This is a genomic window from Prevotella amnii CRIS 21A-A (assembly GCF_000177355.1).
In the GTDB taxonomy this organism is placed as follows: Bacteria; Bacteroidota; Bacteroidia; order Bacteroidales; family Bacteroidaceae; genus Prevotella; species Prevotella amnii.
The window spans coordinates 49,421-74,465 of sequence record NZ_ADFQ01000027.1 but is presented as its reverse complement, the minus strand read 5'-3'; the positions used below and the strand labels follow the sequence as shown (position 1 = coordinate 74,465).

At 35.9% G+C, this 25,045-nt stretch carries 20 protein-coding genes; 7 read left to right on the top strand and 13 right to left on the bottom strand.

Translation table 11 applies throughout. The features are described from left to right. Positions 1-72: 72 nt before the first annotated feature. Genes HMPREF9018_RS03075 through HMPREF9018_RS03065 form a run of 3 tightly spaced genes read right to left on the bottom strand, consistent with a single transcriptional unit; the run spans position 73 to position 1,910 of the window. Entirely contained in the window at positions 73-720 is a 648-nt protein-coding gene (locus tag HMPREF9018_RS03075; RefSeq protein ID WP_008447987.1) for a DUF3109 family protein, read from the bottom strand. Beyond that, positions 714-1,379 carry a uracil-DNA glycosylase gene (gene ung, locus HMPREF9018_RS03070; protein ID WP_008448024.1) on the bottom strand — a complete coding sequence of 222 codons (666 nt, stop codon included), beginning with the start codon at positions 1,377-1,379 and terminating at the stop codon, positions 714-716. The genes HMPREF9018_RS03075 and ung overlap by 7 nt, the downstream gene beginning before the upstream one ends. Positions 1,380-1,424: 45 nt before the next feature. After that, positions 1,425-1,910 carry an arginine repressor gene (locus tag HMPREF9018_RS03065; protein WP_008447977.1) on the bottom strand — a complete coding sequence of 162 codons (486 nt, stop codon included), beginning with the start codon at positions 1,908-1,910 and terminating at the stop codon, positions 1,425-1,427. A gap of 303 nt (positions 1,911-2,213) precedes the next feature. On the opposite strand from HMPREF9018_RS03065, the gene HMPREF9018_RS03060 reads away from it, so the two are divergent. Both HMPREF9018_RS03060 and HMPREF9018_RS03055 read left to right on the top strand, forming a co-directional pair. Next, the gene (locus tag HMPREF9018_RS03060) at positions 2,214-3,464 is read left to right on the top strand and encodes a clostripain-related cysteine peptidase (protein WP_008448021.1); all 1,251 of its coding nucleotides are present in this window, start codon (positions 2,214-2,216) and stop codon (positions 3,462-3,464) included. A 223-nt stretch (positions 3,465-3,687) separates the two neighbouring features. After that, on the top strand, positions 3,688-4,407 hold the full coding sequence (locus tag HMPREF9018_RS03055) for a Bax inhibitor-1/YccA family protein (RefSeq protein ID WP_008447986.1): 720 nt from the start codon (positions 3,688-3,690) through the stop codon (positions 4,405-4,407). Positions 4,408-5,044: 637 nt separating this feature from the next. Here the strand turns inward: HMPREF9018_RS03055 and HMPREF9018_RS03050 are convergent. Both HMPREF9018_RS03050 and HMPREF9018_RS10970 read right to left on the bottom strand, forming a co-directional pair. Then, a complete protein-coding gene (locus HMPREF9018_RS03050; RefSeq protein ID WP_232724633.1) occupies positions 5,045-7,561 on the bottom strand; it encodes a hypothetical protein in 2,517 nt (838 codons plus the stop codon). A gap of 32 nt (positions 7,562-7,593) precedes the next feature. Further along, a complete protein-coding gene (locus HMPREF9018_RS10970; RefSeq protein WP_157794581.1) occupies positions 7,594-7,806 on the bottom strand; it encodes a hypothetical protein in 213 nt (70 codons plus the stop codon). Between the two features lie 700 nt (positions 7,807-8,506). Between HMPREF9018_RS10970 and greA the strand changes: the two genes are divergently transcribed. Beyond that, positions 8,507-8,977 (top strand): transcription elongation factor GreA, encoded by a 471-nt coding sequence (gene greA, locus HMPREF9018_RS03045; RefSeq protein ID WP_008448036.1) that lies wholly within the window; start codon positions 8,507-8,509, stop codon positions 8,975-8,977. Between the two features lie 20 nt (positions 8,978-8,997). After that, positions 8,998-9,396 (top strand): HIT family protein, encoded by a 399-nt coding sequence (locus tag HMPREF9018_RS03040; protein WP_008447964.1) that lies wholly within the window; start codon positions 8,998-9,000, stop codon positions 9,394-9,396. A gap of 92 nt (positions 9,397-9,488) precedes the next feature. Here the strand turns inward: HMPREF9018_RS03040 and HMPREF9018_RS03035 are convergent, their stop codons facing one another. Then, positions 9,489-10,841 carry an MATE family efflux transporter gene (locus HMPREF9018_RS03035; RefSeq protein WP_008447934.1) on the bottom strand — a complete coding sequence of 451 codons (1,353 nt, stop codon included), beginning with the start codon at positions 10,839-10,841 and terminating at the stop codon, positions 9,489-9,491. Positions 10,842-11,125: 284 nt separating this feature from the next. Between HMPREF9018_RS03035 and nhaA the strand changes: the two genes are divergently transcribed. Continuing rightward, on the top strand, positions 11,126-12,427 hold the full coding sequence (nhaA, locus tag HMPREF9018_RS03030) for a Na+/H+ antiporter NhaA (RefSeq protein WP_008447959.1): 1,302 nt from the start codon (positions 11,126-11,128) through the stop codon (positions 12,425-12,427). Between the two features lie 670 nt (positions 12,428-13,097). On the opposite strand, the gene trpS is transcribed toward nhaA, so the two are convergent. The 4 genes from trpS to gltX form a co-directional block, all read right to left on the bottom strand. Then, positions 13,098-14,186 carry a tryptophan--tRNA ligase gene (gene trpS, locus HMPREF9018_RS03025; RefSeq protein ID WP_008448028.1) on the bottom strand — a complete coding sequence of 363 codons (1,089 nt, stop codon included), beginning with the start codon at positions 14,184-14,186 and terminating at the stop codon, positions 13,098-13,100. 69 nt (positions 14,187-14,255) lie between these two features. Then, on the bottom strand, positions 14,256-14,756 hold the full coding sequence (locus tag HMPREF9018_RS03020; RefSeq protein WP_008447923.1) for a hypothetical protein: 501 nt from the start codon (positions 14,754-14,756) through the stop codon (positions 14,256-14,258). Then, on the bottom strand, positions 14,753-15,988 hold the full coding sequence (locus tag HMPREF9018_RS03015; protein WP_039864183.1) for a 3-deoxy-D-manno-octulosonic acid transferase: 1,236 nt from the start codon (positions 15,986-15,988) through the stop codon (positions 14,753-14,755). Before HMPREF9018_RS03015 ends, HMPREF9018_RS03020 begins: the two co-directional genes overlap by 4 nt. Positions 15,989-16,019: 31 nt before the next feature. After that, positions 16,020-17,537, bottom strand: a complete 1,518-nt coding sequence (gltX, locus tag HMPREF9018_RS03010) for a glutamate--tRNA ligase (protein ID WP_039864180.1) — start codon at positions 17,535-17,537, stop codon at positions 16,020-16,022. Positions 17,538-17,643: 106 nt separating this feature from the next. On the opposite strand from gltX, the gene HMPREF9018_RS03005 reads away from it, so the two are divergent. Both HMPREF9018_RS03005 and HMPREF9018_RS03000 read left to right on the top strand, forming a co-directional pair. Next, positions 17,644-19,713: an HD family phosphohydrolase gene (locus HMPREF9018_RS03005; protein ID WP_008447966.1), complete on the top strand. Its 2,070-nt coding sequence runs from the start codon at positions 17,644-17,646 to the stop codon at positions 19,711-19,713. Positions 19,714-19,900: 187 nt separating this feature from the next. Next, positions 19,901-21,427 carry a membrane protein gene (locus HMPREF9018_RS03000; RefSeq protein ID WP_008447881.1) on the top strand — a complete coding sequence of 509 codons (1,527 nt, stop codon included), beginning with the start codon at positions 19,901-19,903 and terminating at the stop codon, positions 21,425-21,427. 164 nt (positions 21,428-21,591) lie between these two features. Here HMPREF9018_RS03000 and priA read toward each other — a convergent pair whose 3' ends face one another. From priA to HMPREF9018_RS02985, 3 genes are all read right to left on the bottom strand, one after another. Further along, positions 21,592-23,889 carry a replication restart helicase PriA gene (gene priA, locus HMPREF9018_RS02995; protein ID WP_008447919.1) on the bottom strand — a complete coding sequence of 766 codons (2,298 nt, stop codon included), beginning with the start codon at positions 23,887-23,889 and terminating at the stop codon, positions 21,592-21,594. A 31-nt stretch (positions 23,890-23,920) separates the two neighbouring features. Then, positions 23,921-24,547, bottom strand: coding sequence for an outer membrane beta-barrel protein (locus HMPREF9018_RS02990; RefSeq protein WP_036855061.1), 627 nt, complete (start codon positions 24,545-24,547; stop codon positions 23,921-23,923). 84 nt (positions 24,548-24,631) lie between these two features. Then, entirely contained in the window at positions 24,632-24,853 is a 222-nt protein-coding gene (locus HMPREF9018_RS02985) for a DUF2795 domain-containing protein (protein ID WP_004337463.1), read from the bottom strand. Positions 24,854-25,045: the final 192 nt, after the last annotated feature.

The following is a 25,045-nucleotide window of genomic DNA, read 5'->3' as shown; positions in this document are numbered from 1 at the left end:
TACTTTATTTAATAACAAAACAGTAGCTTTATATAATGGTGGAAAGTTAGGCGTAATGATGCTTGGAGCTTCTTAGAAGAGGCAAGCGTCGTTACGCTTTTTTGTCTTTTCAGCCTGCCTTAGCAAAAATATCTGCTCGCCTATGGCAGACAACTCGTCATACCACTCTACACCAAAACGCCTTTTTAAGGGCACTTCCAAAAACTTATAAAGAGGCAGCTGAAGTGCTTCACCCTTCTTTATAGCATCTTTACATATATCCCACTTATGATAGTTTATACCAAAAGTACCGTCGTGAAAGTCTTTCTCCCTTACCGGATAAAGAGCACATGATATGGGCTTAACAAAACTAATACTTCCCTCCCTGTACCTTTTTTCTAAAGAGCATAGACAGTTTTCCTTATCATAACAGGTAAACACACAATCCTTTCCGTTTACTATACTTGTAACAAGGTCGCCATCTATATCAGTATATGCCACACCCTGCTTGTCTATTACTGTCTGTGCAGATGCTGAAAGGTCTTTCCAAACCTCGTCTACAGAGTCTTCTATTTCCATTACCTCATCTATTGTTACAGGTGCGCCAGACTCTCCTTCCACACAACAACGCCCATGACAACTATCTAAATCGCAACAAAAGTTTACTGTAAACAGCTTAGTTGAGACATAAACATTACCCACCAGAACTATCTGCTCCGAAAAAGTATCTCTACTTACCATCTTATTTCCTCTATACCGTTACTCTTTAAATATAAGTTACAACGTGAGAAGTGGTGCTTACCAAACCACCCTCCACGATTTGCTGACAATGGTGAAGGGTGAGAACTGTCTAAAATACAATGCTTAGTAGTATCTATAAAAGCTCTCTTAGAACATGCAAACCTGCCCCAAAGCATAAAGACCAAATGCTCTTTTCTCTGGCTTAATATCTTTATTACTTCATTAGTAAACATGCCCCACCCTATCTTTTTATGACTATTTGCTTTCTGCGCACGCACAGTTAGCGTGGCATTTAGCAATAAAACACCTTGCTCTGCCCATCGTGTCAAGTCGCCAGATAAAGGTATTGGGCTACCTACATCGCTTAACACCTCTTTATAAATATTTCTTAGAGAAGGCGGAACATTAATGCCCTCTGGCACTGAGAAGCTTAACCCCATAGCTTGCCCTTGCCCATGGTAAGGGTCTTGCCCCAGAATAACTACCTTAACCTTACTAAAAGGGCACAGGTTAAAAGCATTAAAGATGAGGCTCTTGTCCGGATAACAGGTGTGTTGCTCATACTCTTGCTGCACTTTTTTATAAAGCTCTGTAAAATAAGGCTTCATAAACTCCTCTTTAAGCTCCTCTTTCCATGATGCGTCTAATAATAAATCCATATTCCTTTTTAACGTAAAAATATACACTTTTAAAGCCGTAAGCACCTAAACCTCATGAATAACATCTGGTATGATCATAGCAAACTTAGCCTCTACCTCTTCCTTAGACATACCTTCTCTGACAGCTATAAATATGGTATCATAACCTGCTATCGTACCTAATATACCATCTATATGAGCCGAATCAATATCATAGGCTAATGCGCTGGCATATCCCTTACACGTCTTTAACACTGCTAACTGCCCCGACATACTAAAAGACAAGCACCCCTCTTGCTGTAAGAGCTTACCAGTAGACAACGGTGTAGATACACGCTTATAGGTTGTCTCATTAGGTAATACATACACATACTTACCATCATGTGAGGCAGCCCTTGCTGCCTTTAGCTGTCTTAGGTCTCTGCTCAATGTAGCTTGGGTAAGCTTATAACCCCTCTTCTTAAGCTCTTTAAGCACATCTGTCTGAGACCCAAGCTCCATACTTGAGATAATAAGCCTCAAAGCCTCTAACCTGCTTTTTTTTACCTTCATCTTTTAATATTCATACCGTTTCTTTTCTTATACAAAACTATATAAAACACTGCATAAAAACAAATACTTTTGCAATAAAAACCATTTTCTTTTATTTCCACTAAAAAAAACAACTATAAAGCCTATATATAAGGACACGTTATGCATAAAGCACGCACACTGTAAAACAAGTGTATGAAGACGAAAAAAGAATATTTTCGTTAAAGTTCCTTTTAAATTCATATTTTCACAGTTTTATTCTAAATAACAATGTAACTTTGCCTTAACTAATATGGAGCTAAGCAGCACACTGAAACAATAATAATGAAAAAAAAATATTTATACCACTTATTATTACTTCTTATAGCAGTAGTAATCGTAATAAGTTGTAAGACAGATGAAGAAGATACACACTTTGGTAACGATCCCTTTACCTCAAGTGTCTTAATAGTATATATGCCATGGACTGGCAATGCCGATAATACTTACGCGGGCTTGTTAGAAGACTTTAAAAACAACATAAAAGGTATTGAAGATGGAATAAAAAAAGAAGGTGGCATTGCTAATGGTCTAAAGATAATGGTGTTTCTAAGCAAGTCGGCAAAAGAATCGGAACTTTATCTATTAACATATAAAGATGGAGCTGTTAAAGAGAATATTGTAAAAACCTATACCTCGGCATACTCTTTTAACACCTCTAAGGGGCTTGCTTCGCTGCTTTCTATAGTTAAGACTTACACTAACGCTGACAGCAAAACAAAGTACGGCCTCATTATAGGTGGACACGGCACAGGGTGGACAGCAAAAGACGCATGGGAAAAATATCCTACCCGCGCTCGCAGGTCTGTAAAAACCGCATGGAAAGCACCACTATTTACAATGACACGCTTCATAGGTAGTGTTTCTGATAAAGAATATGCTATGGACGTAGACGATGTTGCTCGTGGTATAAAACAAGCTGATATAAAGCTACAATACCTGCTCTTTGACAATTGCTATATGGCAAATGTAGAAACTGCCTATGCTCTTAAAGACGTTACCCGTTATCTCATAGCAAGCACAAGCGAGATACTTGCCGTAGGTATGCCTTACAAAGATATGTATGCTCATCTTAACCCAGAAAAACCAAACTATAAAGAGGTAGTAAGCTCTTTTAAAAAGTTTTTCGATACATATCGTTTTCCTTATGGCGCACTTTCTGTTATAGACTGTTCAAAGACTGAACCTTTAGCAGAACAGATGAAAAAGCTAAACCATAAATATACAATACAAGATAACCAGAAAGATTATATTCAGAAGTTAGGAGGATTTAAGCCTACTATCTTCTTTGACATCTTGTCGTATGTAAAACAAATGAAGCCATCTGAAGAGGACTTTTCTATCTTCCGTCAAACATTACAAAGCACCGTTATAGCATCTACTTCTACAAAAGAGCTTTTGAGCGTTTTGTACGGAGGTAATGAAAAGTATATACCTGTAGAAGATTATAGCGGCTTAACCATATCAGACCCTACAACACACCCTGTAGCCCTAAAGACTATAAAAAGCACACATTGGTGGAAGGCAACCCACTAAGAGGGCAAAAAGCTACAGAAAAAGCATTTCTAAAGATAACAGACTAACTATTAAGTTACTATAATGAAAATTAACAAAAAACACGCACAAAACCTTACCTAAAACCATAATATGGTACACCTTTTGTTCGTATCTATAATATTATCAATGATATAAAATAAAATAAAGCATGTCAGCTATATGCTGATGTAAAATAATAACATAAATAAAAATAAGAGCTAACATGAATTTTGACAACTTTTCTACTCAAACTAACACAAGAGAGCGCGATCTTGCTATGCAAAAAGCTATGCCGGTATTAATGCGCAAAGTATTTACATGGATGACCATGGCACTTGTTATAACAGGCATCACAGCCTACTTTTTAAGCACGTCGCCTGCCATGATGCAAATGTTTCGCACAAGCAGAATGCCCATTTTAATATGTGCCATCATTGAGGTAGGCATTGTTTTTTATGTATCGGCACGCATAAACAGGCTATCACTGCAAAGCGCTACAATGTGGTTTATATTGTTTTCTATTATCAATGGGGCTACATTAGGCTGGATATTTATGGCTTATAACATAGCATCTATAACAAAAACATTCCTTATCACAGCAGGAACATTTGGTGCTATGGCTCTTATAGGATATGCTACAAAACGCGACTTATCGCGCTTGGGCAGCATTCTCATGATGGCTGTCATAGGACTTATAATAGCAGGTGTGGTCAACATCTTTCTAAAAAGCTCTATGATGGACCTCATAGTTAGCGCATTTGGTGTATTAATCTTCACCGGACTAACAGCATGGGACACACAGAACATTAAAAAACAGCTATCTTTAGTAGGCGATGTTAACGAGCAGGCACAAAAAGTAGCTCTCATTGGGGCTTTAAGTCTGTACCTCGACTTCGTTAATCTCTTCTTATACCTATTACGCTTTTTAGGAGATAGAAAGTAAGAAGCACACATATTGTTGTTTGTTTCCAGTAAACATTTCTCAGATGTTATGATTAAGGGCTAAAACCTATATATGGTTTTAGCCCTTTTCGTTGTTTTAACCCAAATCGGTCGTTAGAATGAGAATGTATTTTTTGAGCTTATTTTGTGATTTATTTTGCATATATCAAAGGAGCATAGCGGGCTATGTAACTGCAAATATAGGCAAAATAAAGCTAAAATAAGGCAAAAAGACATCTCATAAGTTTCGGTAAATAGATAGACAAGCCCTAAACTATTCTAATGATCGATTTGGGTTTAACCTAACTCTCTCTTTAAAGCCTTATAAGCCTATAAAACAACCTTTCTGAGAAAAAAGCCTACACTTAAAGCTGTAAAAGGCAAAAGTTAAAGCAGTAAAAGGAAAGGTTTAGCGAGGAAAAATAAATTATTTTAAAAGCATTTTTAGATTATTTTTAGTATAAAAATAGCTTATTTTTCTTTTTCGTCTTTATTTTCCTTCCTCTTAAATGCTCATCTATAGCTCATTTATAGCTAACGGTTTGTAAAAAGAAAGATAATCATAGCTTTTCTTTTAGCTATCTCTAACCACATATCTTTCTTTTATACCATACCGCTAACTATTTAAAAAAAAAAGATTATTTCTTCTTTACGGGATAAGTCCAATCACTTTTCCCATCGTCTTCTGGGCGATGAATAAGGTAGCCTTCCTTCTCATCTTTTTGATTCTTGCGTGGCGCAAGCGGTCCGAACTCGTCAGTGCTTATATCAGTTACCAAGCGTACACCATAGTGCTGCGTATTATTTAGCCAAAACTTACGAGTAATTCCCTCCCTATTATAAACTCTATAATACATGGTATTATTACCAGATTCATCATCTCTAATGCCTTGGCCAACATAATATTTATTATGTACTCTCGTGAAGAAAGTTATACTCCAAATCTTTTTTGATATACTATATGGATACCCCACAGCAGGCAACACACGGTAACAATCTGCCTTATATAAAGGGTTCTGCGTCGAACACTGACCCCACCAACGCTCGTCTATAATATCTTTTACGCTAACATTAGCATGCCCTATCCATCGGCTCTGCACAACAATACGCATACCTCTATTGTCGCTGCTTAAGTTATTATCACCTCCTGCATCAAGCACACGCCAGCGATACACACACCTGTAACGGTTACCTATGATGCTACGGTTTCTATTCTCTATCTTTGATGCCTCTTTGTTGTCTCCACAAAAGCGTATAGCATAAAACTCAAGAGGGTTGTTAGGGTTATGCATATAGTAGCCATAAAACAATGGCCTGGTTTGCCAAAACTTATCTTCTCTATAAGCATCGTTCCCACCAGCATCAGAAATAGGCTCTCTTGTGTCATCTTCGTTAGGGCTATATAGCTCATAGTATGGGTTAGGTGCTGAATTTATATCAGAATATTTGAAAAGGTCTTTATACAATTTTATTTCATATATGCTTTTAATTATATTAGGGAAGCATATTCCAAAATCCTCACTACTTGGTACATGATAGCCTTCAGGTAGATAGCTTCTATCTTTCTTTATAAAGCGCATCTTAAACTGACCACCCTTAACTGACCAATCAGATACATACCCTACTTCCTTTTCATTAGTATGCTGAAGGTTATCTCCATGAAAGCCCTTACTCTCTGTGCGGCTATTAGTTACAGCAAGACGCTCAAGAGGGTTTGCCCATGGATATTTTAGCTTTCCGCCTTCCATAGTGCTATACCGTGGGCGGCATACTCCAAGCTCTACTAAGAAGGCTTTTCCTGGCTTTTGCTTAAAGTCGAAAATATTATATTCCCCCGACTTTAGTTCACGCTCTTTAGCTGCATAAAGCCATTCGTTAGCATAATCGTATTTTTTACCTTTTTTCTGCTTACAACCAAGCATAAAGCCTCCACGCTCGGCAGTCATCTGCGAGGTACCCACCTGCTCTGTGTGAGGCACAGGCATACCCCATACATAAAAGTCGTCATAACCAGTCTTGTTATTTTTACGCATAGCGTTTGCGTCAAAGGTATATCTATACTCATATATAGCAGGACCCCAATCATTAGCATGTTTACTTTCCTCGTATCCTGTCTGAGTGGAAGTGTTATTAAAATGCGGACGCATATCGTATACATAATTCCAGAAAAAGTTACCTTCTATGCTATTATTCCATGGGCGTATCTCACAGTCTACCCCAGCTGTGTAATCTTCTTTTAAGTCATCATCCTTTGTTCTAATCATGGTTTGTGGCATCATAAGAAATCCACCATTAGCCGTAAGCTGCGAGCTGGCAAAAGTATATCTACATGCCTCAAGTGGCACCAACTTCTCATCGCGCTTAATACGAAAATGTAACAGCGTTCCCATAGGTTTAAAGTTCCACTGATGCAAGCTTATCTTGTTGTCTTCTTTTATGTCTAACTTAGTCCACCCCGTTGTAAACGGTGCTGTTACCTGTATGTGCCCTTTACTATCTATAGTGTTATGCTTAGGCGAATGGTTAGGATCGAAGTCTACATAGAAATGATAAAGCCTCTCGGCAAGCTTACGTTCAGCCTCTTTAAGCTTAGTATTATTACGCGCTTCATCGTATTCCTTATTATATTCTCCTCCTATAATACCACATATATACCAGTTTTCTCCCTTCTTAATATTCACTTTATTATTACCTTTTAGCCAGTGAAAAGTTACTTCCTTTGTAGAATATAACCTCACACCACCGCCGGGCATAGTTTGTTGTATGTCCCATTCCAGCTCTCCAGCACCTAAAATAATATCTTTAGGGTCAATGGCATCGCTCCAACCTATCTTCTTTCTTGGCTTATCAGGCTCTTTAACAATAAAAACTCTTGCTTTAAGCTCAGAGCCTTCTGCTAAAGGCATATATTTCTCGTTGAGAGAAACAGCACGGCTTGTTGGCTCTATAGTAGGGTCTATAGGCTTACTTACATCAGGCAACTGCATTCCTGCATCTGCAGTTATAGAAACAGTAGACTGTGCAAGCTCAATGCCGTCCTTACCCTCTACTTTATTTAAAATCTTAGTTTTCCCAGCTATACCCTCATCACTGCATGAGGCAAACATGATATTAACAACTGCCAAAACCATCATTATCCCTAATGTTTTAACCATTGTTTTCTGTCTTAATAGTATCTGCATTTTATTCATTTCTTTATATAATGTATTATATTATTTTCTTCTTCAGCACTTCTATTACCAGAGTTTTGTGGGCCATCTCCTTCATCTCCGTTCAAAGTACCGTCATAATGAAAACCTTCCAAGTTACCCGAAGCCTCCATAATATTAGACGCTTCCATCTTTATTACCTCACAGGTAGGCGGTATATACAAACACTTTCTTTTGCTGTCTTTATGCATGTTTTTTTAAATAAGAAAAATTATTATGTTGTAATGAAATATTTTTATATAAGCATTTATACGTAATACATAAGCTATAAAGCATAACCCTTAGCCTTTTTAAGAGCTTAAAACCTATCCTTTTTGCAAAAGAAAAGAGATGTTTTTTTAAACATAACATATCCAGAGACACGACAATACAGCCCTGCTCAGCCCTATGAAAAGACCAAAGAAGAAGCACTTTTAATCGCAAATTGATAAAAAAGGTTAAATAACGGGGGGGGTAATAACTAATATTAACAGTTTACTTGATGTATATATCTTTTTACCCAATCCTTTTAGGCAAGCAAAACTTGTGCTTAAGCATAACGCACCATATCGTTTTAGCTTATACATATATACACTGAAAAAATTATCCATTACCTTATACATTACTCTTTACATCATAACATAAAGAGATATTATAGCTTTATGTTTTATTTATGTGTGCAAAGTTAAACATTTATATCTGAACAAAAGCACTTTATCTAAAAAAAACAATAATAATTAAATAAAGCTATAAACTATTGGTTATATAAAAAACATTGTCTACCTTTGTAGCATCATTTTATGGGTAAAAAGATTTATAGGGATTCTGACAGCAAGCAATACGTGTTGGAATTCTTTTATTTTTATATCTGTTTAAAACAAGTAGAATTAATATATATAACACGAAATAATTATGGCATACATGTCACAAGAGGGCTATGACAAGCTCGTTGAAGACCTTAAACAACTTGAATCCGTAGAGCGTCCAAAGGCATCGGCAGCTATAGCAGAAGCAGCCGATAAGGGCGATTTAAGTGAAAACTCAGAATACGATGCTGCAAAGGAAGCACAACGCCACCTTGAAGCAAAGATACTTGAGATGAAAAAAACTTTAGCCGAAGCTAAGATAGTAGACACTTCACGCTTAAGCACTGAAGCTGTACAGATACTTTCTACAGTAGAGATGACCAACATCGATAACCAAACAAAGATGACTTACACCATTGTAAGCGAAACAGAGGCTAATATTAAGCAGGGCAAGATATCTATTAAGACACCTATTGCGCAAGGACTCTTAAACAAAAAGGTGGGCGATATAGCCGAGATAACAATCCCTCGCGGAACAATAAAACTAAGAATAGATAAGATTTCTATTGATGCATAAATAAAAAAAAGGAGGTTATTATGAGTATCTTTAGCAAAATTGCCGCAGGCGAAATACCAAGTTATAAATGTGCTGAAAATGACAAGTTTTATGCTTTTCTCGACATCAATCCTGTAACAAAGGGGCACACACTGGTAATTCCTCGTAAAGAGATAGACTATATATTCGACATGGAAGACGACGACTTGGCTGACTTTCAGATCTTTGCAAAGCGTGTAGCCAAGGCTCTTAAAGAGGTGATACCTTGTAAGAAGATAGCTCAAGCCGTGTATGGCTTAGAAGTAAACCATGCTCACATACATCTTTTGCCTATAAACAAAGAAGAAGATGCTAACTTTCATTCTCATGTTACAATAAGCAATGAAGAGCAAAAGGAAATAGCCGAAAAAGTATTTGCAGCTTTTTCTGCACATAAATAACATACAAAACAAAAGGGTGCGGAAAGCAAATAAACAGACATTTGCTTTCCGCACCTTTTTCGTTTCTCTACCCTAAGGCAAAAGCCTTTATATCATGATGCTTGCTCCATTCGGCTCATTCCTTTCCTATAATAATAATAATAAAGAATGCCTGCTAATGTGAGCGATATAGGAAAGGCTGCCCACACACCAACAATACCTCCATGAAAATATATACCTAAAAGATAAGACATAGACAAAGAGGTAAGAAAATAAGACACAAAAGCTACACCCATAAGTGGTTTTACATACCCTATTCCACGCAGCGAATTAGCATAATTTACCTGCATACCATCGCCAAACTGGTATATCATAAAAGGCACTACCAGCATAGCAACAAGCTGCTGCACCTGCACATTATCCGTAAAAATCCCCCCTATGATATGCCTACAACAAAAGATGGGTATACAGGTAATAAAGGCTAAAAGCAAAATGAGATGAAGCCCGGCTCTCGAGGTTATCCATACTGCACCCCAGTCTTTACGCCCGGCAAAGTTACTTGTGCGCACAGCTACCGCAGCGGCTAAACCATAATATATCATATAGCCAAGCTGGGATATAGTAAGCATAACCTGATGAGCTGCAAGAGCTATAGTTCCTATCCACCCTACCATAATGCTCGAAGCTCCAAAAGCAGCTGCCTCTAATCCCATTTGGAAAGAGAGAGGCCAGCCTAAAGAGTTTTGTTCTTTAAAATCTGCCCATGAAAGCTTTCCTTTACACCAACCTTCAGCATACACCTTATAACGTCTATGCCTTCTAAAAAGAGTAAAAAGGATTAAAGCCATTACAACACGTGCAAACAAAGTAGAAAGTCCGGACCCATTAAGCCCCATATCAGGAAAGCCAAAATGCCCAAATATCAGCACCCAGTTACCAAAGATGTTCATCACGTTACCCACTACGATAACACACATAGCTGTAAGCGTGTCTGTGATACCATCAAAAAACTGCTTAAAAGTGTTAAACCATGAGATAAATGGCAATGATACATACTGTATAAGGTAATAATCCTTTATAAGAGGTAACAACTCTTTTGGCTGTCCTAAATGCTCTACATTAAGATATAATATCCCCATTGCTACCATCAGTATTATGGCAGTAACAGTGTTAGCAACAAAAGCATTTTTCATTACTTCGCCTATACGCGAAGGTCTACCTTGCCCAAAAAGCTTGCCCACGATAGGCGTAATTGCATACGAAAAACCCAACGACATAAGTATAGCCAACGCAAAAACATTATTTACAAAAGCCGCAGCAGCCAGCTCGTATGTGCTATGATGACCCACCATAAGAGTATCGGCAAAGGACAAAATAATATTACCTAACTGCCCTACTATGATAGGCACACCTAAAAAAATAAGATTTTTATAATGTGTTGTGTAAGTTGATAAATGATACGACATTTCTTTTTTATTATTTTATAGCTAACACCCTTACATAAGAACAATATACATGGGACAAGCTACGCGATAAGCATACGAGGGTACAAAGTTACTACTTTTTTAGCTTGATATGACTGTAAAAAGTTATAAAAGAATCTTTATAAGATATTTTTCCCTATCTTTCGCTCTTGCCAAACCTAATGTTTTTATTAACTTTGCCAATCCAAAACTATTTTATTAAACAACATTTTCAGGATATTTTTTATTAATAATATAATTTAAAACATCAAAACATTAACTATCTCATGAACACTTTAAATAAAAAAGTATTCTTTCCCATAACACAATTTATGCGACAAGAAAAGTCTGGCGGAATAGTATTAGCAGTCGCCGTAGTAATAGCTCTTATCATGGCTAACTCACCTTGGCGCACCGCTTTTGCTCATTTCTTTGAATACCATTTAGGTTTTATTGTAAACGGCAAGCAGTATTTTAACTTTTCTATAGAGCACTGGATTAATGACGGGCTTATGTCGCTATTTTTCTTTGTAGTAGGCTTAGAGCTCAAACGTGAGTTTATTGGTGGTGAGCTACGCGACATAAGAAAAGTAACCTTACCTATAGGAGCAGCCATTATGGGTATGATAGTACCTGCAAGCATCTTTCTATCACTCAATTTCGGTACTGAAGTATCTAACGGCTGGGGAATACCTATGGCTACAGATATAGCCTTTGCACTTGCTTTAGTATATATGTTAGGCGACAAAGTGCCACTATCTATAAAAGTATTCTTAACTACTTTAGCCATAGTAGACGACCTTGGGTCAGTTATAGTGATAGCCCTCTTCTATACTTCTAATATATCTTTTATAAATATTGTTATAGGAGTAGCGTTTCTGCTAATAATGATGATAGCTAATAAGATGGGGGTAAAAAGTGTGTTATTTTACGGACTACTGGGAGTTTGTGGTGTGTGGACAGCCTTTTTAATGTCGGGTATTCATGCTACAATAGCCGCTGTGTTAGCAGCTTTTATGATACCTGCTGATGCAAAAATACCTGAAGCCACCTTCATGGCTCGGCTACGCCGCCAGATAAGGCTCTTCGCTCAGGCTGAAGGTAATGATGTAAGAACCTTAGAACACGAACAGGTAGAAATTATTACTCAGGTAAAAGCTGAAGCCATAAATGCCCTTCCACCACTACAACGCCTCGAACATGGTATGCACTCCTTTGTCTCTTTCGTTATAATGCCTATTTTTGCCTTAGCAAATGCCGGGGTCAACTTTATAGATATGGACATTACAAGCATCTTTTCTAATAACATCAGCATAGGGGTTATGATGGGATTGTTAATAGGAAAACCACTTGGCATTGTGGTTGCCGTATGGGTATTAACAAAAGTAGGGTTAGGCAAATTATCACAAGATATGTCATGGCGACGCATCTTTGGTATAGGCTTCTTAGCTTCTATAGGTTTTACTATGTCCATTTTTGTAGCATCGTTAGCTTTTGCTGAACCTAATTTCCATATACAAGCCAAAATAGGCATATTTGTAGCTTCCATAATTGGTGGCTTCATAGGATATAGATTACTAAAAGTATAATGCTATAACACTTACATTCTACAAGTAAGCCTTACTTAGTATATCACCTTATATAAAAATGTCCATTAACTATAAAAAAAGCACGAATGCTTGATATGTATCAAAAACAGCACCGCTTCTATATATTTTTATTCCATTTTTCTTGTGTGTGTGCGAAAACAGTACTAACTTTGCATCATCAAAAAACAAAAATAGATTGTTTAGGTTAGTAGTAATAGATTTAGGTTTTTAGTTATTTAGTTTAAGGTAAGAACAAAAGCGATTGTTCAGGATTAACAAGTTCAATACAGGTTTTAGTCAAAGTAATAAAGATTGATTTAAGATTTAGGATAACAATTGATGCAAGATTTTGGGGAGCACCGTGAGGTGTGAACCATAAATCAAGCTTCAAAAAAAACAGAAATTATTAGTTTTCATTAAAAATATAAAAGAGTATCGATCACAAATCGGTACTCTTTTTTTACATTACAAATAATTATTTTTATCCTATTCTAAAAAGATTTGATTATCTTTTTAGAATAGGATATTATCTATACTCAATCAAATAAAACGCTTTTGTAAACTATGCAAAGCTGCTATCAACAGCACAATATTCTATATATATGCCACAATAACATCGTTATCAAGGTAGACAAATCTGCCCTGCAAAGGGTACTATCATTTATGTTATTTATTTTGCTCTAAAGCGTTCTGCTTGCGAACGTATAAGCTCTGCATCATCAAAGTAATTTATCTGCATGGCAGCACGCACCTCGTCCATAGTTTTAGCAGCTTCTGCACGTGCCACTTCACTACCTTTTTTAAGAATATTATACACCTCTGGAATATCTTGCTCAAAGGTATGACGCCTAGCACGTATAGGCTCAAGTATCTTATTAAGAACACTATTCAAAAGCTTTTTACATTTCATATCGCCCACTCCACCTGCTGTATAGGCTGCCTTTAGCTCTTCTATATTAGCAAATTCTGGCCAAAACTCAGCAAAATCCTCATCGGTAGAAAACGCATCAAGATAGGTAAACACAGCGTTACCTTCTACATGTCCAGGATCAGATACATTAATATGAGCAGGATCAGTATACATTCCACGTACCTTTTGCCAAACAGTATCAGCACTGTCAGATAGATAAATACAGTTTCCTAAGCTCTTACTCATCTTCTCTTTACCATCAGTACCGGGCAAACGGCGTGCAGTAGCATTCTGTGGCAGCATTATATTAGGCTCAACTAATACTGGTGCATATATCTGATTAAAGCGTCTTACTATCTCACGAGTAACCTCTATCATAGGCTCTTGATCTTCACCAGCAGGCACTGTTGTACCTTTAAATGCTGCTATATCTGCAGCTTGCGAAACAGGATAAGCAAAGAATCCCATAGGAATATTAGCCTCAAAATTGCGCATCTTAATCTCTGTCTTCACAGTAGGGTTACGCTGTACACGACTAACAGTGATGAGATTCATAAAATAAGTGGTAAGCTCGGCAAGCTCCGGTATCATACTCTGAATATAAAGCACACATTTAGAAGGATCTAAGCCAACAGATAAATAGTCTAGTGCTACTTCTATAATGTTTTGTCTAATCTTTTCAGGATTATCAGCATTATCAGTTAGTGCCTGCACATCTGCCATAAAAACAAACATTTTATCGTAATCCCCAATGTTTTGTAGCTCAACTCGACGGCGTAACGAACCTATATAATGACCAAGATGAAGTTTTCCGGTAGGACGATCGCCTGTTAGAATAATTTTTCTCATTGTATATTTTTTATTTTATATATCTAAAATAGAATCCTGTTTTCTATAAAACTTCCCTTGCAGGCGCACTTATTCTTGATCTGAAGAATTTTCTGTTTGTGTGGAGTCTGTAGGTAAATACTGCTCTTTTCTTTCTGTAGAAACCTTTTCCTCTTGTTTTACTTGTGGTGCAGTCTCTACCGTATCTGGCACAGGAGGTGTTGTCGGCTCTGGCTCTGGCTGCTCATACGGAATAGTATCCATTACTGTTGTTTGTGGCTGAACAGGTTGCTCTGCGCCTGAAGGCTGCAGATAAAAATAAGCTCCAGCACAAACACATATAAATACTAACACACCTAATATGCTCCAAAGCATAATAGCAGAATGACTTTCCTTTGCCTTTTCTAATGTATAAGGCTTGTCATAAGAAGGCTCTTTATGAGGAATATATTCTTGATCTTTGCCTACTATTGGCAAAGTTATATCCATAATTCCTCCACAATGAAAACATTTACACTCTACCGTAGAGCCTTCTTCGGCATCTATTATAAACTTAGAACCACAGTTATCACAAGTTATCTGATACTTCATAGCTTTACCTTACTTAGTACTTTATATGAAGCTCCTGCAAGCGAAGCTACATATTCTTCTCCAGAAGCACCACTTTTTAAACGAAAATTAGTATCTTTCTCCAAACGTTCCATAAGAGTGCTAAAGGTAGAAATATCGCTAATTTCAAATCCACCACCACTACGTTTCAAGCCCTGAGCCTCTATAAAATGCTTATTATTAGGACCGAAAATGACAGGTTTTCCCCATACTGCTGCCTCAAGAACATTATGAATACCTACACCAAAACCTCCCCCAACATACGTTATATCGCCATAACGATAAACAGAAGAGAGCAAACCAAAACAATCTATTATTAATACATCAGCATTATAAACAGCATCTTCAGTGGTCTGCGTGTAACATACTACATTCTTATTTTGTAATAAAGACTTTATGCTCTTAATATGATTTTCGTTAATAACATGTGGAGCTATAATAAGTTTCCAATCAGAACGAGTATTAAAATATTTCAAAAAAACACTCTCATCTGGCTGCCAAGAAGAACCAGCTACAAAGACCTTAGGCTTATTATCTTCTGAAAGATGGATAAAACTTTCTATAATAGGTAACTGCTTACAATATTCTTTTATATTTAAAACACGATCAAAACGTGTATCACCTACTACAGTACTGTTTTTTACACCTATACCATTTAATAGCTGCTTACTCTCTTCATTTTGCACAAACAAATGAGTAAAACAATGAAGCACCCTACTATAACCTCCTCCATACCATTTAAAGAAGACCTGTTCAGGACGAAATATACTAGAAACACTGTAAGTAGGTATACCACGATGCTGAAGTATATGAAGATAATTATACCAAAACTCATATTTTATAAAAAATGCCATAACAGGACGAATGGCACGAAGAAAAGCACGAGCATTAATAATAGTATCTATTGGGAGATAAGTAACAATATCTGCTACAGCATAATTCTTACATACCTCATAGCCTGAAGGTGAAAAGAAAGTTAAGAGTATCTTGTGCTCTGGATATTCCTTACGCACCCTCTCTATAAGTGGACGCCCTTGCTCAAACTCTCCTAACGAAGCAGCATGAAACCAAACATATTTAGCATTAGGATCTATTTTCTCTCGTATTACTTTAATAGCAACACGCTCACCACGCCACATCTTTCGCAGCTTCTTACTAAAGCAGCTACCCACTGCTATACAAAACTGAGTAAGATACATGATTATGTTATACATCTGCTATTATGCTTTATATATTGCTAGATAATTAACCTAATATCTTTATAGCCTTATATATACGATCAAGGGTCTCTTCCTTACCTAAAAATGCTGAAATATCAAACATACCAGGACCTTTTCCCTCGCCAACAAGGGTAAGACGAAAAGCATTCATAACATCGCCAAGCTTATAGCCCTTATCCTCTACCCACTTCATTACTATAGCCTCTTGCCCTGATATAGTAAAATCGTCTATGCCTTTCAATACCTCAGCAAGCTCACTCATCTGCTTAGAAGAATATTCTTTCCAACGCTTTCTAACAGTCTTTTCATCATAGGTAATAGGAGGAATAAAAAAGAATGAACAAAGACTCCAAAGATCTTTTACAAAATTTACACGATCCTTCATCATGTGAACAACTTGCGTAATCTGCTCCATAGAAGCATTTACACCATTGTTTGCTACTATAGGGGCAAACAACTGAGCTATTTCTTTATCGGTCTTTTTTAGTATATATTCATGGTTAAACCATATACCTTTCTTATAATCAAATTTAGCCCCGCTCTTAGAACATTTAGATATATCAAAGGCTTTAACAAGCTCATCAAGTGAAAATATTTCTTGTTCAGTGCCAGGATTCCAACCTAAAAGGGCAAGGAAATTGACAACTGCCTCTGGGAAATAACCACTTTCACGGTATCCTGAACTAACTTCATGAGTTTTAGGATCAACCCATTCTAAAGGAAAAACAGGGAACCCTAACCTATCACCATCACGCTTGCTTAGCTTACCCTTACCTTCCGGCTTTAACAATAATGGTAAATGAGCAAAACTTGGCATAGTATCTTCCCAGCCAAATGCGCGATAAAGAAGCACATGCAATGGCGCACTGGGCAACCACTCTTCACCACGAATAACATGGGAAATATCCATCAAATGATCATCTACTATATTTGCAAGATGGTAAGTAGGTAATTCATCTGCACTTTTATAAAGAACCTTATCATCTAAGATGTCTGTTTTAATGCAGACATCACCACGAATCATATCTTTAACATGAACCTCTTCACCCGGATCTACCTTAAAACGTACCACATACTGTTTACCGTCATCTATTAAAGCCTTTACTTCTGCCTCTGAAAGGGTAAGAGAATTGCGCATCTTTCCACGAGTATGTGCATCATACTGGAAATTTTCTATCTCAGCACGCTTTGCCTCTAACTCCTCTGGAGTATCAAAAGCTATATACGCTTTACCATTAGAGAGCAATTCATCAACATATTTTTTATATATATCACGACGCTCGCTCTGACGATAAGGGCCTTTATCTCCTCCAAAACTAACGCCCTCATCAAACTGTATTCCAAGCCATTTAAACGACTCTATAATATATTCTTCTGCACCATTTACAAAACGATGTGAATCAGTATCTTCTATACGGAACACTAACTTTCCGCCATTTTGTTTTGCAAAAAGATAATTAAACAAAGCTGTACGCACACCACCAATGTGCAAAGCACCTGTTGGACTAGGTGCAAAACGTACTCTTACTTTTCTTTCAGACATTGTTTTTCTATTAATAGTTTGTGCAAAATTAGTGTTTTTTTTCGATGATACACTATTTTTTTCGTATTTTCGCATATTATTAGAATAACAGCAAACACAAAAATATATGATTCAATTCAACTATAAAAAGAATAACTATTGGCGTAACTTAATTGTAATGATACTACTAATCATAGTAGTTACTGCTATTATTTCTTTCTTTTTACCTAAAAATAAAGGCAAGTTCTTTCACTACGAAGAGGGAAAACCATGGCTTTATGGGCAATTAATTGCTAAATTCGACTTTCCTATATTTAAAACAGAAGAAACTATAAAACAGGAACGCGACTCTATCTTAAACAATTTCCAGCCTTATTATCATAAACAAAAAAATGTAGAAACAAAAAATATAAAGGCTTTTGAAGATGCCTACAAAGCTGGTATTCCTGGTCTACCTACCTATTATAATAATATTATTATAAAACGTTTTCATAAGATTTACTCCGTAGGTATAATGGATCCGCAGCAATATAATAATATTGCAAAAGATACAAATGCACTTATCAGAATAGTAACAGATAAACAAGCTGTAAGCACACCTTTGAAAAATGTATACTCAACAGCTGCGGCTTATGAACAGATTTTCATGGATCCACAGCTATCTCCTTACAGGGCAACACTACAACAATGTAACCTAAATGACTATATAGAGCCAAATCTTATATACGATAAAGACAGAAGTGATGCAGAAGCAAATGATATGTTAAGCCTTTTACCACAAGCTTCGGGCATGGTTTTAGAGGGACAAAGCATAATAGACAGAGGTGATATTATAGATGCCAAAACTTATAGAATACTTAATTCCTTTGAACAAGCTATGGAAAAACGTAATGCTTCACAAAATGAAGTATTATCAACCATTATAGGACAAACACTTTATGTATTCATTTTAATGGTACTTTTCACTTTTTATCTAAACCTTTTTAGGAAAGATTACCTTAAAAAACCTCGTACTTTAGGACTGCTTTATGCTACTATTGCCCTTTTTTCTATCATTACCTCAATAATGATAGAGCATGCTATGCTTAGTATATATATAATACCTTTTGCTATGGCAGCAATATTTACGCGCGTTTTTACCGATTCACGTACAGCCTTTATCACCTACGTTACAATGATATTAATATCTGCTGCAGCCGTAAAATATCAATACGAATTTATTGCTCTACAGCTTACTGCTGGGTTAATAGCCATTTACTCTTTGCGCGAATTGGCTAAGAGAAGTCAGATTTTTGTTACTGCTATAGTCGTTACTCTCGGCTCTGGGGCTATGTATTTAGCACTACAACTTACACAAGTCAGCAACTTCTCTCAACTCAATCATTCCATTTATCTTTACCTTATCATAAATGGTATTTTCCTTTTGTTTACATATCCATTAATGTTAATTATAGAAAAAACTTTCGGCTTCATATCCACCGTTACAATGTTTGAGCTTTCTAACACTAACAACCAGCTTCTTAGACAGCTTAGCGAGACAGCTCCGGGCACCTTTCAGCATTCTATTACTGTAGGAAACCTTGCAGTAGAAATAGCTAATAAAATAGGTGCTAAAGCACAGCTATTACGTACTGGTGCTTTATATCATGACATTGGAAAAATGATAAATCCTGTGTTCTTTACAGAAAATCAAGCAGGCGTTAATCCACACGACAAGCTAACAGACATTGAAAGTGCACGTATCATTATAAGTCATGTTACATATGGATTAAAACTTGCAGAACAAAACAGACTACCCGCTATGATAAAAGATTTTATATCTACACATCATGGTGCAGGAATAGTTAAATATTTCTATATTCATTATCAAAATGAGCACCCTGATGAAGAGGTTGATGTTACACCTTTTCGCTATCCTGGTCCTAACCCTTTTACACGTGAACAAGCTATCTTGATGATGAGCGATAGCGTAGAAGCTGCCTCTCATTCGCTAACAGAATACTCTGAAGAGGCTATAAGTAACCTTGTTAATAGGATTATAGATGAACAAGTAGAACAAGGAAGTTTTAACGATGCTCCTATAACCTTTCTTGATATTACTACTGCAAAAAGTGTTTTAATAGAGCGATTAAAAGCTATTTATCATACACGAATACAATATCCTAAACTTAAAAGTGAAATTTTACAAAGCAAGTAAATATAAAAAACGGTCTTTTTAATTATTTATAAATAAGTTGTTTATAAAGGTTTTAAGAGAAAAAGAAATAACATCTTAATAAAGAAAACGTTATAAAACAATAGAAAAGTTTGGATATTTAGGACAAACAGAATACCTTTGCACCTGTATTTTAGGTAACAACTTAATTAAAAAAGTTAAAAAAATTATGAAGACTAAAGTTTTTGCAACGATTGGTTTATTAGCAACAACGCTTACTGCTAATGCAGGTGGGCTTCTAACAAATACCAATCAGAGCATTCCTTACTTACGTTCTTTGGCAAGAACTGGTGCTATTGGTGTAGATGGAGTTTATTTTAATCCTGCTGGTGTAGCATTTTTATCCGATGGATTTCATCTTAGTTTAGGTGTTCAGAATATATACCAAACTCGTACAGTACTATCAGGTATAAATATAAAAGGCTTAGAAAATACTCCTTTTTATCAGCCTTTCAAACTTAATGGTGGTGATAAAAATGGTGCAAAAGAATATATTGCCAAGGCTTCTGTACCTATTTTCCCAACTATTCAGGCTGCTTATAATAAAGGAAAATGGAGCTTCCAAATGGGCTTTGGCTTAACCGGTGGAGGCGGAAAAGCTACATTTAATAATGGCTTAGGTAGCTTTGAGCGCACTATATCATTGCTACCAATATATCTTAAAAGTAAGGGGTTAGGCTCAAAGACCCCAAGATATAATGCCGATTTGTTTATGCAAGGGCAGCAATATGTCTTTGGTTTACAATTAGGAACATCTTATAAGATAAACAATAAGTTAGCTGTTTACGGTGGTACACGTTTTAATTATATCTACAATGAGTACCAAGGGCACATCAAAAATATCACAGCTAACATCAATGGCACTGATGAAAATCTTCATAATTATTTTAAAGCACAAGCAGATGAATATAGCAACAAAGCTGCACAGCTTAACGGTTTATCTGCTACAGCTACAGAGCCTGCTAAAAAGAAGACATATACCGAAATGGCAAAAAAGGCAGAAATAGCATCTGCTACTTTCAGAAAAGGTCAGGAAATGGTATCTGATAAACAACTTGACTGCACTCAGCGTGGATGGGGTATAACTCCTATTATTGGCATTGACTTCAAATCTGGGAAATGGAATCTTGCTGCACGCTATGAGCTTCCTACCAAAATAAATTTAGAAAACGAAACAAAAGTAGACGATACAGGAAAGTTTAAAAATGGAGTAAACACACCAAACGATCTTCCTGGTTTGCTTTCTGCAGGAGCACAATTTGAAGCAACAAAGAAAGTTCGTTTATTAGGAAGTGTAAATTACTACTTTGATAAGGACGCTAAAATGGATAAGGACAAGCAGAAACTACTTGCAGGTAATACCTTTGAGCTTCTTGGTGGTACTGAATGGGATATAACAAAGGCTGTTACAGTTAGTGCTGGAGCACAATTTACCCACTACTCTCTTGGCAATGGTGAGTATCTACAAGATATGAGTTTTGTAACAAGTAGTGTAAGCTTTGGGTTTGGTGCAAAGATAAAAGTAGCTAAAAATGCCAGTTTAAACATAGCTTACTTCCTAACAAAATACAGTCATTTCAAAAAGAACTCAGAAGAAACTATCAATGTAGGCGAACAAAAAGTACCGGTGAATAATACTGACGACTTTACTCGTTCTAATAAAGTATTCGGTTTAGGATTAGATATTAACTTTTAATCAAACAAATAATTAATAAAAATATTTATACATTTCTTATAAACAAGTATGCGACTTACACTGCTGTGAAGCAGATAAAGTCGCTTTTTTTGTTTTATATATCTTTAATCTATATTTCTACTATTACAAATAAAGCCTAATAAAATATTATTCCCATTTACTTTTTACTGAGGATCTACATCATAATATATTATCAAAGCACCATAACGTTTATCATGTAACATAGAAGTTTGCACCTCCCTAAGTGATTGCTTCACTCTAATAAAGTCTATTCCATTTTCAAGTTTAAGCACTATTTTACGAATACTAAGCGTTTTTATGCGTGATACTGTTGGTTTATCCGGACCTAAAACACGATCTCCAAAAATTTCTCGTAAGCGTGTTCCAAGCTCATATCCTGCTGTTTCTACAATACTTTCTTCACGATGCTTTAAGTATACATAAATTAAGCGATAAAAAGGAGGGTAATGAAAAGCTCTTCTCTCTTCTAAAACATCACGATAAAAACTTTTATAATCGTTATGCACCACTTGCTGAATAACACTTAAATCTTCACTTCCTGTTTGCAAAATAACCAATCCTTGCTTACCTCTTCGCCCCGCGCGTCCACTTACTTGACACATCATCATAAAAGCTTCTTCATAGGCTCTGAAGTCGGGATAGTTTAACATAGAGTCGGCATCTAATATCCCTACAACGGAAACATTGTCAAAGTCGAGTCCTTTTGTCACCATCTGCGTACCAATAAGCAAATTAGTCTTACCTAAAGAGAAATCGGTAATAATACGATCATATGCATTATGTGTTCGCGTAGTATCTAAATCCATTCGTGCTATCTTAGCTTTAGGTAATATTTTACTAATTTCATCTTCTACTTTCTCTGTACCATACCCACGACTACGAATATCTTTTGCATGACAACATGGACACTCTACTGGAATTTTATTAGCATATCCACAATAATGGCAAGTAAGTATATTCATTTTCTTATGTAGTGTTAGCGATACATCGCAATTTGGACACTTTGGTATCCAACCACACTCCCTACACTCTAACATAGGTGCAAATCCACGACGGTTCTGAAAAAGAATAACCTGCTCGCCTCTTTCTAATGAGTCTTGCACTACTCTAAGTAATCGAGGAGAGAAAGGTCCACATAACATTTTACGTCTGCGCAAATCTTTTATATTAACTATTTCCACTTTAGGAAGCTGTATATCCTTATATCTTCGCGACAATTCTACAAAACCAAACTTCCCTTTTTGCGCATTATAATAAGTTTCTATTGATGGAGTAGCTGTCCCTAAAAGTACTTTTGCCTTATGTATACTGGCTAAAATAATAGCTGCTGAACGTGCATGATAACGAGGAGAAGGGTCTTGCTGCTTAAAGCTTTGCTCATGCTCTTCATCTACAATTACTAATCCTAATTGCTGAAATGGTAAAAATATAGCACTCCTCACTCCTAATATCACGCTATATGGACTATTAGAAAGCTGCTTTTTCCATATTTCTACACGCTCTGCATCACTGTATTTGCTATGATAAATACCTAATCTGTTTCCAAAAACAGTCTGCAGTCTGCTCGTCATTTGCACCGTCAAAGCTATCTCTGGTACTAAATAGAGTACCTGCTTATGTTCCTCTATAGCTTTCTGAATAAGGTGTATATATATTTCTGTCTTTCCAGAAGAGGTAACTCCATGTAATAAAGTTACCCTATGCGTCATCATCTGAAGTAAAATATTATTATACGCATTACTTTGTGCTTCATTTAATGTTTTTATCTTTTCATAGTGTGTAGCAAGACCGCTCTGCAAACGCCCCACCTCTTTTTCATATGTACATAACACCTTTCGCTCTACAAGAGCATGAATAATAGATATATTACAATGGCTTTCATTAAGAAGCTCTTCACGCGTAACCTCTTTTAATAATGTACTCGCAGATAGATGCTTTACCTTATCTACTTCGGCTAACTGCAAATATTTTAACAATACTACCTCTTGCTTCTTTGCTCTTCCAAAATTATGTAGCAATTCGCTTAAAGCATTATTGTCTTTATAATAATCAGTAAGAGTTATATAAAGCTCTACTCGTGGTTTATACTTATCTTCCGTTTTTAAGCCTAAAGGGAAAGCTGCCTTATATACATCACCTATTGGAGCCATATAATAACTGCCTATCCATTGCCATAACTCAAGTTGGGTAGGCAAAACAACTGGAGTTGGTTCAAATATAGATAATATTTCTTTAAAAGATATTTTATCACCCTTCTTGTCAGTAATTTCATTAGGAGCAGGGGCAGGAAACAAACTTACAATTCCTATGTATGTCTTTGTTTTACCAAAGGGTACCAATACACGCATTCCTACTGCAATCTTTTCAGAAAGAGATTCTGGAACAATATAAGAAAACTGTGTCTCTAAAGGCACTGGAAGAATAATATTAGCATATAGCATTAGATACTTTCCTTTTTTTATGCTTGTGTTATTATGACCTATTAAAAAATAAAACTATACCTATCTGCCACGAGTTATTATTTTTCTTTGCCTTGATTATATTGTTAGTTATATTTTCAAAAGTAACATCTCTCGACTTACCACAAGCTATATTGTAACTGCCTCTTATCTGAAAATTACTAAAGACATTTATTCCTAAACCTACATTTATACTAAAAGTACTATTATTAAGTAAATAACTTTTAATTTTATTCCACTCAAACTCATTACTTATTATATTAATATTCCACTGTGGACCTGCAAAAAAAGATATACTTGCTATATCACCTAAACCCACTGAATAGTTTAAATTTATAGGAATAGCTATCTGTTGATACTTTATTGTCATATTTTCGCCAATAGTGTTTTTTATATTTACAGAATGGCAGTCATACAATGTAGAAATATCAACACCAAGACCTGTTGGCGGTAAAGAGAACTTCGCTGTAGGACCTACAAACCAGCCCTTATAGCTTTTCTCTTCTATAATATTGCTACTAAAGCTAATCTCACTAACATCTAAACCTGCTCTCACTCCAAATTGTACCTTTTGAGCATTTATCTTGTGTGAATATAATATAGATAAAACGGTGAAAACTAAATATAACAACTTTCTCATAAAAGTAAATTATTGAAAAAGGTTGCTCGCATGAAATGCAAACAACCCCTAATATTATTTTAAATTTTACTTTATCTTATAGAATTAATACTCATCTTCATTCCATAAGAAATCATCTTTTGATGGGTAATCTGGCCAAATGTCTTCTATACTATCATAGACATCGCCTTCATCTTCTATTTCCTGTAAATTTTCTAGTACCTCTAAAGGGGCTCCAGAACGCATAGCATAGTCTATCAACTCATCTTTGGTAGCAGGCCATGGTGCATCTTCTAATTTAGAGGCTAACTCTAATGTCCAATACATAATATTATAAGTTAAATAATTATTTTATAGCTGCAAAAGTAATATTTTTATTTCTATTTACAAGTTATTTGCCACTTTTTTTTATATACTTTTTCTATTATTTATATAGCTATCTTTCTTACAGAAAAAAGTAATTATTACTAACTTTATAATTTCAGATAAAATCAAGGTTTTTACTTTCACAAATAATCT